This is a genomic window from Sporosarcina sp. NCCP-2331 (genome assembly GCF_023707945.1).
GTDB classification, from domain to species: Bacteria; Bacillota; Bacilli; order Bacillales_A; family Planococcaceae; genus Sporosarcina; species Sporosarcina cascadiensis.
Window position 1 is genome coordinate 1 of the sequence record NZ_BRCD01000046.1, and the last position, 13,406, is coordinate 13,406.

Below are 13,406 nucleotides of genomic sequence, written 5' to 3' on the forward strand. Positions count from 1 at the left end.
TAATTGTAATCCTACAACAAAGTAAAAAACAGAAAAAAACCATATATAAAGAAATGTTAGTCAAAAAGAAATTAAATCTAAATGAATTTACAAAAGTCATTCAAACTAATATTGGTAAACCTATAAATATCTACAGCTGTGATTCCTATCTATTTGAACTAATTGCCTCTATAGATGGTGCTATATTATTGGATAAGGGATTTAATATTTTATCATTTGGAGAAATGATAAAGAATTCAGATGATACACCCGATGTAGCTGAAGCGGGATCTCGCACACTTGCAGCAGCAAATGCCTCTGTATTTGGATTAAGTATAAAAGTTTCTGAAGATGGGGATATCAGTATATTCGAAGATGGTTCACCTGTAATAAAACTATAAAAAGAGGTTGCCAAATAAGTCATAAAAATCGACTTTCGGCAACCTCTTTATTTTCTTTGTTATAGTTTACTTGACATATCGCCAAAACCTCACTTACTTATGATACGGCTCCCCCTTAATAATCCGAAAACCCCGATACACCTGCTCCACCAGCACCAGCTTCATCAACTGATGCGGAAACGTCATCTTGGAAAACGACAGCTTTTCATCTGCCCGCTGCAGCACACTTGAATGCAAGCCCAGTGATCCGCCAATAACAAAGACAATCTTACTCTTTCCATACGTCATCAAAGATTCAATACTCGCCGCAAATTCCTCTGATGTTTTCATCTTGCCGTCGATTGCCAATGCAATGACATGTGCATCTGACGCAATCTTTGCCAGGATCCGTTCCGCTTCTTTCTTTTTGACGATTTCCATATCGGCATCGCTTAATGTTTCGGGTGCTTTCTCGTCCGCCACTTCGATCAATTGCATTTTCGCATAGCTGTTCAGCCGTTTTGTATATTCTTCAATTCCTTGCTTCAAATACTTCTCTTTTAACTTACCCACGGTCACAATCGTTATATTCACAGTTTATCCACTCGCCCTTCAAAAGTTATGCACAATACTTATACACATATCCACAAGACTTTCTACATATTGTGTCCAGCTATTTTTCCTCTACTACATATCAAATTCTCTGATTACTCAAATCATAATTTGTGGATAACTTTTTATGATTTACAATTTACAACGAAAACTCTGATTTTCCCTATTACATTTTAGAAGTCCCAAACGCAAGGGTGCCAAGGCTTTTCACCTTACACTTACTAATATATCTGTCCTTACAAAGAAATTTTCTTTCACACAATATTATACACATTATTTAGACTTTATCCACAATAGGATAACTGCACAAAAAATCAGGCATTGCAGCGGGTTTTCGCTGTATGCCTGATGTGGAAGGAAAGTTGTTCACTGTGTGGATATCATCAGAATGTGTTACCGTCTTTCAAGACCATCTCTAACTCCACTGGCTTTCCACCTCTATAGACCTTTACTTTCAATTTGTCGCCAATTTCTTTTTTGTTATATAAATACTTGCGCAGTGTAACCATATCTGTCACTTTCTCATCGTCCAGCTGAACAATTGTATCATACTTTTCTATGCCTGCTGCTTTTGCCGGCGAATTTGGCATGATTTCCGTTACCACTACACCTTCCGTAACATCTTTCGGCAGTTCAAGTGTCTGTTGCTGCTGCTGAATCGGGATTTGCTGCAGATCAAGTAATGATACGCCCATTGTCGGCCGGTTCACTTGTCCCGTTTCCTCTAAATGTTCAATGATCGGCAATGCAATATTGATGGGAATAGCAAGGCCAATCCCTTCTACCGTCTCCTGCGAAATCTTCATTGAGTTGATTCCGACCAGCTGGCCCGCCATATTGATCAAGGCACCGCCTGAGTTGCCCGGATTGATTGCCGCGTCTGTCTGCAAGACATCTGCCTGCCAATCAATAATCCCATCTTTATTCAAATCCATTGGAATCGAGCGGTCTTTTCCTGAAATGACTCCTACCGTGACAGAGCCTGCAAACCCAAGTCCAAGCGGATTTCCAATTGCGATAACTGACTCGCCGCGTTTCAGTGCATCTGAATCACCGAACTCCACAATCGCATCTACATGCTTAGAGTCAATTTCGACAACCGCCAAGTCTGTCCATAAATCACTGCCGATCAGCTTGCCTTCTGTTTTAGTTCCGTCATCAAAACTGACTTCCAGCTGCTCAGAGTTCTCTACGACGTGATGGTTGGTGACAATATACGCCTTATCGCCCTCTTTTTTATACAGCACGCCTGACCCTGTGCCGGCTTCCTGTACAGAAGAATTTGCTGACCAGAAATCCTGTACTGTCTGGATATTTGTAATTCCGACAACCGCAGTCGCTACCTCATCCACTACACCTGTAATTTCTGTAGAGATGTCCATTGGAATTTGGTTATGCTGTGTATTCAAAGTTCCTGGATTTTTATCCGCCGTGCTTTGATTTGAGACTGGCGCCGATTGGTCAGTTGCAAACATCACAACGAGCCATACGATCAGACCGCCAATTAAACCGCCAAGCAATCCCGGCCAAAAGCTGCTTCTTCGCTTTGGTTCACGTCGAGTCTCCTGAGGCGGAATCGGCTGCCACTCTGTCTCGCGTCTTTCTTCATCCATCTGCGCATCCTCCTCATCCGAAATTTTACATAATGTATTCTTACTTTACCCCAAACCAGGTAATTCAACGCAAAAAGCCTTACTATTTTCAGCAAGGCTTTCGCAATTTTTTCAGACCGGCACAAGCTCTGTTGAAACAGTTGCATCTGTATCGCGCAGATGCACATATTCACCCGCACGGATGCCACAGTCTTCCAATGTCTGTGCTACACTCATCCTTGCAAGATCCTTCATATTATTATCCAAGCTCAGATGCGCTAAGTAAATATGCGTATCTTTTTGCACAACCACTTCGCTCATCGCAACGGCTGCATCTTCATTTGACACGTGGCCGACATCACTTAAAATCCGTCGTTTGATGGACCAGGGATAACGCCCCATCTGCAGCATGCTGACGTCATGATTGCTTTCAAATACAAAACTGTCTGCGCCCTTAATATGGCCTTTCATCCGGTCGCTGACATAGCCAGTATCCGTAATGACCGCTAATTTGCGTTCACCTTCATTGAAAGTAAAGAACATCGGGTCAGCAGCGTCATGAGATACCGCAAAGGACTGAATGTCGAGTGAACCAAATGTCTTGACGGTCTCCATATCAAAATGAAAACGCTGGTCTAGTGGAATCTCTCCCACCAGACCGTCCATTGCCTGCCAAGTCTTTGCATTGGCATAAATCGGCGTCTTGTATTTTCGTGCAAGTACACCGATTCCTTTTATATGATCACTATGTTCATGTGTAACGAAGATGCCGTCAATTTGTTTCATAGAACGGTTGATCGAGCTGAGCAGGCCTTCTACTTTCTTACCGCTCATCCCGGCATCCACAAGAAATGCATGCTCATCTGTCTCTATATAGAGCGAGTTGCCTGTACTGCCGCTCGCCAAAATGCTAAAACGCATGTGGAAAACTCCTATTCTGTTTGTTCTTCTAGAAGATCAGGCTGGAACTCAATTACTTTACCTTCGATTGCATTGATAAAGTAGTTTTCAATCGTCCCATCCTTCAATTTTACCTGAATGTTCCACGTCGGTGCAAATACTTGAGTTTCCGTCAGCTGAACTAAAGTGGAATAGCCTGACTTTACTTGAATGACTGTCGAGTCCGGTTTTAAAAAACCTCTCGTGACAAGCGAACCGACGGCATCATCTTGCGATAGCAATTCTTTCTTATGGTTAAAGCTGACAAAGTCGTCGAGCATGCGCTGTTCATAATGTGTAATTTCTCCGTCATCGTCTTCCCAATGAACAACCAGCATGGCGTTCGGGCTATAGAAAATAGTTTCATTTTTTACCCGCTGGAAAAAGACCGCACGCTGTTCATCTTCGTCAATATCCCATAAAACATAGTTATCACCTTCAAGCACATAATTTGTCAAAAATTCTTCAAAGTCATAATCGCCTTTTTCATTTTTCACCTTTACGGGATTTTTCAGATGAGACAGCAGCCGAGATTTTTCAATCAACACAAATGACTGATTCGTTAAAGACTTTAAATCTTCATCCGAGAAGGTAGAAATATGAGCCGATAAATAGGATACTTCTTTTTTGGCGAACGGAATCGGGTTATATGAAATATTCTCCAGCTTCATCGTTTCTTCCACAGATGTTTTGCCAATGACCTGCATATTATCTACGCCGACCTGCCGATTCACATACATAGAATATAAGAATATATTCAAAATGGAAAAGACGATGATAAAGATTGTTTTGGTTCTATTCCAATCCAATCTGGCCACCTCCCTGGGTTTCTTCCGGCATAAAGCGGAACCAGTTGTCTTTGATGAGGTAATACCAGCAAGGCTGCAGAGTAATCAGTCCCTGGTCTTCATCGCGGATCATATAATAGCCAACAGAGATTTCTTCAATCAAATCAAAATCCAGTTCCTCGGATTCTCTCAGTTCTTCTGCCACTTCAACACCTGGCAGGAGCTCTTCCTCCACTTTTTCATCTTTGAAATCCAACAGTGTAAAATAAGGTCTGATGTATTGGTAGACTCCCGACTCTCCCCACTTCTGCGTGATTTCATTAGTCTCTGACTGGTCGCTGTAGACAGGCAGTCCATCCGCATACAGCTGAAATTTCACACGGCGTGAAAGAGGATTCATATAATCATAACGGAAATCATCCGTCCAGCCGCCATGCTCATTGACGAAATCAATAGTATTCAGCAGCAGTTCAGAAGGGATCGCAGGCTCCTGACTTTCTGTTGCAGGCATATTAGAAAACGTCAACAGTTTCGTCTTCGTATTAAGATTCATGAGGGCATGGTTGTCGCCATACTCATAATGTATAGAGTCGACTTGATTGCGGCGAACTGCTTTCGGATCACTGAAGAGCGCGTCCCGAAATACAAGCGGATCGATTTCCTGCTGCAAATACGTATTGCGTGTCGTCATCACAGGATTTTTCGGGACAGCCAGGAACGGCGCATTGCCGCGGTCAATTTCCGCGTATTCATCAAACGACTGGCCGACATCCAACACATTGCGCAGGAAATTTGATCGGCTCTGCAAATTGACCTGCGCCTGGTAATGTACGCCTCCCGCTTCACTCAGAAAATGAACCAACGGCATTTGTGTGGACTGACTCCAGTCAATGACCAGACGATTGAAAGTGGCTTCTGGAATATTGGCATCATCCATCAGCAGCACATTATCATAGACCAGCATCGGTACTTCCCCCGAAAAGTACAGAGACATCTGGCTTGGCTGCCGCAGTACCTTTGCCACGTCAAACTTGGTCAAATCCGTGCTGACGAGCTGCAAATCCGTTACATGCCATGTACTCATTTCGGAAAGAATCGTCTCGATTTTACTAGTTTCCACAGATCCCAGAACCTGATCTTTTAAATTCGTAATCACTTTATACGGCTTTATGATCTGATCGATGGTCTTTTTTTCTGCAATAGAAATATCAACCGTTTGGGATTGTTCCATCTGTTCGTAATTTGGCGAGAAAGTCCAGATGGTAAACGTGAACATGACACTCAGAATGACAAGCAACAGCAATACGATGGATTTGATTGTCTCTATATATTTCAATCCCATTCACCGTCCTCTTGTTGTTCAAATGGAAGCGTGAAGAAAATCGTTGTTCCTTTCCCTTCCTCACTCTGAGCCCAAATATCTCCTTTATGTGCCGTAATCATTTCTTTTGCAATCGCAAGTCCAAGACCTGTTCCGCCAAGTGCGCGGGAACGGGCTCTGTCTGCCCGGTAAAAACGATCAAAAATACGGTTGACGTTGGATTTTGGAATTCCCATGCCATCGTCAGAAATCATTACTTTAATATAATCGCCTGAAACAGTTACGCCAAAGCGCACTTCGCCGCCGTCAGGTGAGTATTTCAATGCATTAGAAATAATATTATCAAGCACCTGTGTCAGCTTATCGGTATCGATTTCAACGAACAGGCTGCTTGAGTACAGATTGCGTGCAAAGCGGACATTTTGCGATTTTGAAAATTCAAATCTTTCGATGACTGCATTGAAGAAGCGATTGAACTCTACATACTCTTTGTTGAGCTCATACTCTTTGCTGTCCATTCTCGAAAGTTTCAGCAAGTCGTTTACCAGACGGATCATCCGCTCGGTTTCGTTTTGTGTCACACTCAGGAAATTCGGCGCAATTTCTTCGTTTCTCCAGGCACCTTCGGCGAGTGCATCCAAATAACTGCGCATGGTCGTCAGCGGGGTTCGTAATTCGTGCGATACGTTCGAGACGAATTCACGCCGTTCCATATCAATCTTTTCCTGCTCGGTATTATCATGCAGCACAACAATCAGGCCGTTGACGAAGCCGGTTTCCCGCTGTGTAACGGAAATGGTCGCACGCAGGATATAGGATTGTTCTTCCGTACTGAAATCCAGCGGAATCGATTCTTTAACCTGAATCAATTCTTCAAATGTATACTCTGATTCAATGCCCAGAATACTGGCGATTGGGCGGTTAATCACAAGATCGGTCGTCATATCAAGCATCTGCAGAGCTGAGTCATTGATCAGACTGACCCGTCCCCTGCGATCCGTTGAGATGACGCCGTCTGTCATATTTTCGAGAACGGAGGCCAGCTTTCGCCTTTCACTTTCCGTCGTGGACTGCGACTCCTGCAGCTGATTGGTCAGATGGTTGAACGCAATCGCCAGCTGACCCATTTCATCTGTTCCGTAGACTTTTACTTTCCGCATAAAGTTTCCGCTCGCCATCGCCTGTGCCTGCCTCCGCATATCCGAAATCGGCCGTGTAAAGGTCCGGGCAATGAAAATTCCTACGATAATGGTAATAGTCAGCGAAACAGCAGCGCCTTTCGCCAATATTCCATTAATCTGTTCAATCTGCCTGAAAACGGTTTCGATATTCGCGTCTACATAAAGCGATCCGATCACTTCATCTCCGTCAAATATTGGTTTGGCCAATGACAGTACGTGATTACGTGATTGCCGATCGATTCTAATGACATCTTGTATTTGTTCAGAAGTGATGGATTTTTTTACGCTTTCATCGGTAGAATGCTGACCGACCCGGGTTTGATTTTCATATGAAGAGGTGGCTAAAATACGGTATTTATTATTGATTGCCCGGATCTCAATGATGTCATCCGAAGTAAACTCGGCCAGAACGTTTTTCAGGCTTTGTTCAGGTGTCGGATCACTGTCCATACGCTTTTTCGTAATTTCTTCCCGTACACTGAACTCCACGAGATTCATCCGGTCTACAATCGAGTTCATAAAATTCTCTTTCAGCCTCTGGTCCAGCTCACGAGCAAAGTACAGCCCGATAATCTGCATGGAAACAAGAATTAGCAGTACATAAATCAATACGAACTTGACATGAATTGACCGAAAAAAACCGACTTTCTGCATAGCGGTTTACTCCTGTTCCGGATCGCGCAGATAATACCCTACGCCCCGTCTTGTCACGATCCAGCTCGGATGGCTCGGCGTGTCTTCAATTTTTTCACGCAAACGGCGAATTGTTACATCAACCGTCCGTACGTCTCCAAAGTAATCATAGCCCCAAACAGTCTGCAGCAAATGCTCACGTGTCATAACTTGTCCGATGTGTTTGGCCAAGTAAAAGAGTAATTCGAATTCACGATGTGTCAGCTCAATCGTTTCACCGCGCTTCTGTACGAAGTAAGCATCCGGCTGTATAATGAGCTGGCCGACTGTAATATCATTTGTTGCTTCCTCTTTATCTTCTTCGAGGGTTCTTGCATGACGGCGCAGGTTTGCTTTCACACGTGCAATCAATTCACGCGTTCCGAACGGTTTTGTTACGTAATCATCTGCTCCAAGTTCAAGGCCGAGCACCTTATCAATCTCGGAATCCTTAGCCGTCAGCATAATGATGGGAAAGTCATACTTCTTCCGCACTTCGCGGCATACTTCCATTCCGTCGCGTTTCGGCAGCATGATATCGAGCAGCATGAGGTCCGGCTGGATTTCTTCTACGCGATTGATGGCGTCTTCTCCGTCATATGCGCAAAATACTGTGAAACCCTCCTTTTTTAAGTTGAATTCTATTATGTCTGCGATGGGCTTTTCATCATCTACTATAAATATGGTTTTGTTTTGCATGATTTGTTCCTTTCCCGCCATATAGGCAGTCGTATTATAGACAGCTAGCAATCAAAAAAGTTCTTTTCATATCCTTTAACTCTATCACGATTACCGCCACTTCGCACTTTTTTCAAGTAGTTTCCACTTGGTGTTATTTCCCGAGGAATATTTTCCCGATTCATGTCAAAAAACAACACTTCCTTTTCTATGAACGTAGAAAAGGAAGTGTTGCCGTTTAAAATGACGGTGGGCCTTCATGCTGGCTCCAATCAATATTTAAGAACTTATTATATTCCTTCGCAAATGCCAAAGTGACCGTGCCGGTGGGACCATTACGCTGCTTCGCGATGATGATTTCAATCATGTTCTGCATTTCGGTTTCTTTATCGTAATAGTCTTCCCGGTATAGAAACGATACAATATCGGCGTCCTGCTCAATACTTCCCGATTCCCGCAAGTCGGACATCATCGGCCGCTTATCCTGCCGCTGCTCCACACCCCGTGAAAGCTGTGAAAGTGCAATGACAGGTATTTTCAATTCACGGGCCAGTGCCTTCAATGAACGGGAGATCTCGGAAACTTCCTGCTGGCGGTTATCACTGCCGCGCCCGCTTCCCATAATGAGCTGCAAATAGTCAATCATGATCATGCCGAGCCCGTGCTCCTGCTGCAGCCGGCGGCATTTCGAACGGATTTCATTGATTCGAATACCTGGACTGTCGTCAATGAAGATTCCTGCGTTAGACAGTGAGCCCATCGCCATCGTCAGTTTACGCCAGTCATCCGCTTCCAGATTTCCGGTACGCAGCACCTGCGCATCGATGTTGCCTTCTGCACATAGCATACGCATGACGAGCTGTTCTGCTCCCATCTCGAGACTGAAGATCGCAACATTTTCATCAGTCTTCGTCGCAACGTTCTGTGCGACATTCAAAGCGAATGCCGTCTTACCGACAGACGGACGCGCCGCCACGATAATCAAATCATTGCGCTGGAAACCCGCTGTAATCTTATCAAGATCACGGAAACCCGTCGGTATTCCTGTAACCTCACCTTTACGGGTATGCAGCAATTCGATGTTGTCATATGTTTCTACTAAAACGTCCTTGATATGACGGAAGTCTCCTGCGTTTTTCCGGTTGGATACTTCCATCATCTTTTTTTCGGCTTCACCGAGCAGCGCTTCGACTTCGTCTTCCCGTGTATAGCCGTCTTCGACAATGCCGGTTGCCACACGGATTAGACGGCGCAGTAAAGACTTCTCTTCTACGATATTTGCATAATGAACAATATTCGCAGCCGTCGGAACTGCATTCGCGAGCTCGGCTAAATAGGAGATTCCTCCGACATCCTCAAGCTCATTTTTCACCTTTAATTCTTCGGTGATGGTCACCAGGTCAATCGGCTGTCCTTTATCGCTTAGCACCAGCATCGTTTCAAATATCTTTTTATGGGCAATCCGGTAAAAGTCTTCCGGCAGTAAAATTTCCGATGCGGTAATCAGTGCCTGCGGTTCTAAAAATATAGCCCCGATGACCGACTGTTCAGCTTCATTGTTATGGGGAGGTGTGCGCTCGATCATCTGGTCCAAGCTATTATCTCCTTATCATTCTTCTGTAACCTGTACTTTTAACGTTGCAGTTACATCAGGGTGCAATTTAATCGGTACATTCGTGAAACCAAGTGCACGGATTGCGTCAGGCAATTCCATTTTACGGCGGTCCACTTTAATCTTGTGCTGCTTTTCCAGCGCCTGTCCAATTTGTTTGGATGTGATGGAGCCAAAGAGGCGGCCGCCTTCACCAGACTTTGCTTTCAGTTCCACTGTCAGCTTCTCAATCGTTTCTTTCAGTTCTTTCGCTTCAGCCAATTCAGCCGCTGCATCTTTTTTCTGGCGATTTTTCTGACCTTCCAGCTGGCTCATACTCGCTGCTGTAGCTTCAATCGCCATATTGTTTTTCAATAAAAAGTTCTGCGCGTAGCCTGTTGATACTTCTTTCACTTCGCCTTTTTTACCTTTTCCTTTAACGTCCTGCAAGAAAATCACTTTCATCCTTCATTTCCCCTCTCCACGTATTGATTTAATGTATTTCTCAACATATCGACCGCTTCCTCCACTGACGATGCTTGTAATTGACACGCCGCATTTGTCAGATGGCCTCCGCCGCCCAAGTCTTCCATAATAACTTGTACATTCAACTCACCAAGTGACCGCGCACTGATGCCGACTTTTCCATCATTGCGCTGTGCGACAACGAACGATGCGGAAATGCCCTGCATTGTCAGAAGAATATCTGCAGTCTGTGCAATGAGTACGGAGCTATGAATCACTCCGGAATTGCCCTTCGCGATCGCAATTTCTCCATCTCCTGCAAATTCTACGGTTTCAATTAATTTAGAGCGTTCAATGTACGTCTCAATATCTTCCTTCAGCAGTCTTTGAACCATTACGGTGTCCGCTCCATTTGTCCGCAGATAAGAAGCTGCTTCGAATGTCCGCGCACCGGTTCTCAGCGTGAAGCTTTTCGTATCGACCACAATCCCTGCAAGCATCGCTGTCGATTCAAGCATTGTCAGTTTTTCATTCTTCGGCTGATATTCCAGCAGCTCCGTGACCAATTCTGCTGTAGAAGATGCATACGGCTCCATATAAACGAGCACCGTATTATTAATAAACTCTTCTCCCCGGCGGTGGTGGTCAATGAGAACGACCTTCTGGGCCTTGTCCAGCACTCGTTCGTCGATGACCATACTCGGTTTATGTGTGTCGGCGATGACGACTAATGAACGGTCTGTCATCAATTCCAGCGCTTCATCCGGCATAAGCATATGATTGTACAGCTCTTCGTCTTTTTGAACCTCATCCATCAGACGGTTGACACTGGCATCCAGCTCATTGAAGTTTACAACCACATAACCTTCTACTCCGTTCATACGCGCCATCTTGCGTACACCGATCGAGGCGCCGATCGCGTCCATATCGGGCATTTTGTGGCCCATGACAAACACCCGGTCACTGCCTTGGATCAAGTCGCGCAGCGCATGTGAGATCACTCGTGCTCTCACCCTCGTTCGTTTTTCAACAGGATTGGTCTTTCCGCCGAAAAACTTCAGCTTGCCGTCGTGGTGTTTAATGGCCACCTGGTCTCCTCCCCGTCCAAGAACCAAATCCAGACTGGACTGAGCCAGTTCACCGAGCTCTGTGAGAGACGTTGTGCCTGTCCCTACCCCGATACTCAAGGTTAGCGGTGCCGTGTGTTTAGCTGTATTCTCACGTATCGTATCCAGCAGCGCAAACTTAGTTTTCTCCAGTTGCTCTAGCGTTTCTTCATTGAAGACTGCCAAGAAACGCTCGGATGAAATACGTTTTACGAAAATACCATATTCATCTGCCCATTCATTGACGAGGGACGTAATCAGGGAGTTCATCTGACTTCTGGTCTGGTCATCCATCGTCTGTGACAGTTCATCGTAGTTATCGACCAGCAAAATTCCAATGGTCGTCCGGTCAGCATAATAAAGTGACTGGATCTTCACACGTTCTGTAACGTCGAATAGATAGAGTAGTTTTTCTTCCGGCTTGTAGTACACCTTGTAAGAACGTCCATTGAGAATGATGATGTCCTGGTCATTATCCTCTTTCGTTACTTGCCGGAAATCTTCATTCATATCGTACAGATCCGTGCCGATCCACGATTCACCCGGAAAGATAGAGGAAATGAATGGATTCACCCATTCGACTTGATGTTTGTCATTGAGCAGGATAATACCGATAGGCAGTTCCAATAATGCTTCTTCTCCGACCCTTTTCATTCGATAGGACAGCGTTTCAATATACTTTTCAGTTTCTTGATAGCTGTCATTTTCCAATTTCCAGGCCATTCCCAAAGCAAGGGCATAACCGACTGCAAAAAATAGCCCTACCCAAAATTGGAACAGCATCAGCAGCACGGCACTTACTCCCCCAAGAAGAGAGAGAAGTGCCAACGGAATTCGAACCGCCCGTTTTTTATAAAATAAATTCAATATTTCATCTCCTACCCTCTCTTGTCTTTCGCTATCCAAGCACGTACATTGATAGCGATATCGATCACACCGAGCATGACAGTGAACGGACTGAGGAACATCGCAAGCAGTGTGGCCGGTACTTTGACAATTCCTGAAATCTTCATCGTTTGCAGTGCAAAATAGATCAGCGCCAAACCTTGCATGAAGAATAAGAATCTAAAGATGAGAATGGCATTTGCTTCCATGAGATAGAATGTAGTTCCCTGCTCTGCCTGAGTGAGAATAGAAACCAATAGCAGCACCATATAAACCGCAACTGTTGCAAATGGAAGACGCATGTTCGTAAATGGAGCAAACTTCGGCACTTCAAAGTGTAATCGGGCAGCAATTGCCATAATTGGCACGACAAACAGATAGCCCATGATAAAAACAGCTAAAATAAACAGCGATGGAACGACCGTTTGATAATAAGCAATTGATTCAGCTACCATCTTTTCTACATCTCTTGTTGAACTGCCCATATCTGACAGGGTCTTTAACACTTCCTGCTGCACAGTTTCAAAGCTTGCCATAAACTGTTCAACGGGATTCACTTTAACTAACCAGACCGTCCCGAGATAAAGTACCGTGAGCGAAATCAGCAGCGTCAATCCTGTCGCCATGAATATGTAGAGCTTTGATTTGCCTGTGCGGATGGTGTCGCCAATAATTAAGCCGATCAAAGCCATTACAATAGCTGTCGGAACAGACAGTGGTCCGCCGATAATCAGGCTGATGAGAACAATAGCCGCCATCACTGCAAATGTTGAAGTCCGGTCATAGCGCAAACGGTACAGAGTGACAGGTAAAGGAAGCATCGGTACTGTCACAATAATAAAAATCGGCACATACAGCGTAAGTGCCAGTAATATAGCGAACAGTGCAATCATCATGGCACCATGCGTTATTTTTCTTGCTTGATCATGCATAAAGTTCACGCCTCAATTCATTTACAGCTTCTGCCGTCAGGAAAATCAAAAAATACTTCCGGATAGAAGAAGTGTTTCTGACCACTCTAATAATTTTAATATCATCTTTCTAATTGTATCACGATTCGGTCTGAAAACAAAAGTAGAGACAGCATATTATTCCAATTAAATGGCAAATAATCATCTACTTTCCTAAACTGCTGAGAATGTGCTGTCTGCTGCTGTCATTTCACAGACAAGCTGTCTGACGGAGAGAACTGAGACTATGATTGGTGTGGACGCGTG

The 13,406-nt window shown here is 44.5% G+C and carries 12 protein-coding genes; 1 reads left to right on the forward strand and 11 read right to left on the reverse strand.

All coding sequences use genetic code 11. The annotated features are described in order from the left end of the window. Positions 1-380, forward strand: a 380-nt coding sequence (locus NCCP2331_RS17305) for a hypothetical protein (RefSeq protein ID WP_251671991.1), incomplete at its 5' end; no start/stop codon positions are given. Positions 381-473: 93 nt separating this feature from the next. Here NCCP2331_RS17305 and rlmH read toward each other — a convergent pair. The 11 genes from rlmH to NCCP2331_RS17360 form a co-directional block, all read right to left on the reverse strand. Then, entirely contained in the window at positions 474-953 is a 480-nt protein-coding gene (rlmH, locus tag NCCP2331_RS17310) for a 23S rRNA (pseudouridine(1915)-N(3))-methyltransferase RlmH (protein ID WP_251671992.1), read from the reverse strand. A 401-nt stretch (positions 954-1,354) separates the two neighbouring features. After that, positions 1,355-2,584 carry a S1C family serine protease gene (locus NCCP2331_RS17315; protein WP_251671993.1) on the reverse strand — a complete coding sequence of 410 codons (1,230 nt, stop codon included), beginning with the start codon at positions 2,582-2,584 and terminating at the stop codon, positions 1,355-1,357. 111 nt (positions 2,585-2,695) lie between these two features. Beyond that, positions 2,696-3,484: an MBL fold metallo-hydrolase gene (locus NCCP2331_RS17320; protein ID WP_153721546.1), complete on the reverse strand. Its 789-nt coding sequence runs from the start codon at positions 3,482-3,484 to the stop codon at positions 2,696-2,698. An 11-nt stretch (positions 3,485-3,495) separates the two neighbouring features. Then, positions 3,496-4,311 carry a two-component system regulatory protein YycI gene (locus tag NCCP2331_RS17325; protein ID WP_153721545.1) on the reverse strand — a complete coding sequence of 272 codons (816 nt, stop codon included), beginning with the start codon at positions 4,309-4,311 and terminating at the stop codon, positions 3,496-3,498. Further along, on the reverse strand, positions 4,298-5,632 hold the full coding sequence (locus NCCP2331_RS17330; protein WP_251671994.1) for a YycH family regulatory protein: 1,335 nt from the start codon (positions 5,630-5,632) through the stop codon (positions 4,298-4,300). Before NCCP2331_RS17330 ends, NCCP2331_RS17325 begins: the two co-directional genes overlap by 14 nt. Beyond that, positions 5,623-7,446, reverse strand: a complete 1,824-nt coding sequence (walK, locus tag NCCP2331_RS17335; protein ID WP_153721543.1) for a cell wall metabolism sensor histidine kinase WalK — start codon at positions 7,444-7,446, stop codon at positions 5,623-5,625. Before walK ends, NCCP2331_RS17330 begins: the two co-directional genes overlap by 10 nt. Before the next feature lie 6 nt (positions 7,447-7,452). Next, the gene (yycF, locus tag NCCP2331_RS17340) at positions 7,453-8,163 is read right to left on the reverse strand and encodes a response regulator YycF (protein ID WP_153721542.1); all 711 of its coding nucleotides are present in this window, start codon (positions 8,161-8,163) and stop codon (positions 7,453-7,455) included. A 217-nt stretch (positions 8,164-8,380) separates the two neighbouring features. Further along, on the reverse strand, positions 8,381-9,727 hold the full coding sequence (dnaB, locus tag NCCP2331_RS17345) for a replicative DNA helicase (protein WP_153721720.1): 1,347 nt from the start codon (positions 9,725-9,727) through the stop codon (positions 8,381-8,383). A gap of 24 nt (positions 9,728-9,751) precedes the next feature. Next, positions 9,752-10,198, reverse strand: a complete 447-nt coding sequence (gene rplI / locus NCCP2331_RS17350) for a 50S ribosomal protein L9 (protein ID WP_153721541.1) — start codon at positions 10,196-10,198, stop codon at positions 9,752-9,754. After that, complete coding sequence (locus NCCP2331_RS17355; protein ID WP_251671995.1) at positions 10,195-12,171, reverse strand: DHH family phosphoesterase; 1,977 nt, start codon at positions 12,169-12,171, stop codon at positions 10,195-10,197. The genes rplI and NCCP2331_RS17355 overlap by 4 nt, the downstream gene beginning before the upstream one ends. 11 nt (positions 12,172-12,182) lie before the next feature. Further along, positions 12,183-13,121, reverse strand: coding sequence for a YybS family protein (locus tag NCCP2331_RS17360; protein ID WP_251671996.1), 939 nt, complete (start codon positions 13,119-13,121; stop codon positions 12,183-12,185). Between the last annotated feature and the right edge of the window lie 285 nt (positions 13,122-13,406).

Coding starts and splice junctions, on each gene's coding strand:
- NCCP2331_RS17315 (WP_251671993.1), bottom strand. CDS start 2,584: ATGGATGAAGAAAGACGCGAGACAGAGTGGCAGCCGATTCCGCCTCAG.
- NCCP2331_RS17320 (WP_153721546.1), bottom strand. CDS start 3,484: ATGCGTTTTAGCATTTTGGCGAGCGGCAGTACAGGCAACTCGCTCTAT.
- NCCP2331_RS17330 (WP_251671994.1), bottom strand. CDS start 5,632: ATGGGATTGAAATATATAGAGACAATCAAATCCATCGTATTGCTGTTG.
- walK (WP_153721543.1), bottom strand. CDS start 7,446: ATGCAGAAAGTCGGTTTTTTTCGGTCAATTCATGTCAAGTTCGTATTG.
- yycF (WP_153721542.1), bottom strand. CDS start 8,163: ATGCAAAACAAAACCATATTTATAGTAGATGATGAAAAGCCCATCGCA.
- dnaB (WP_153721720.1), bottom strand. CDS start 9,727: ATGATCGAGCGCACACCTCCCCATAACAATGAAGCTGAACAGTCGGTC.
- rplI (WP_153721541.1), bottom strand. CDS start 10,198: ATGAAAGTGATTTTCTTGCAGGACGTTAAAGGAAAAGGTAAAAAAGGC.
- NCCP2331_RS17360 (WP_251671996.1), bottom strand. CDS start 13,121: ATGCATGATCAAGCAAGAAAAATAACGCATGGTGCCATGATGATTGCA.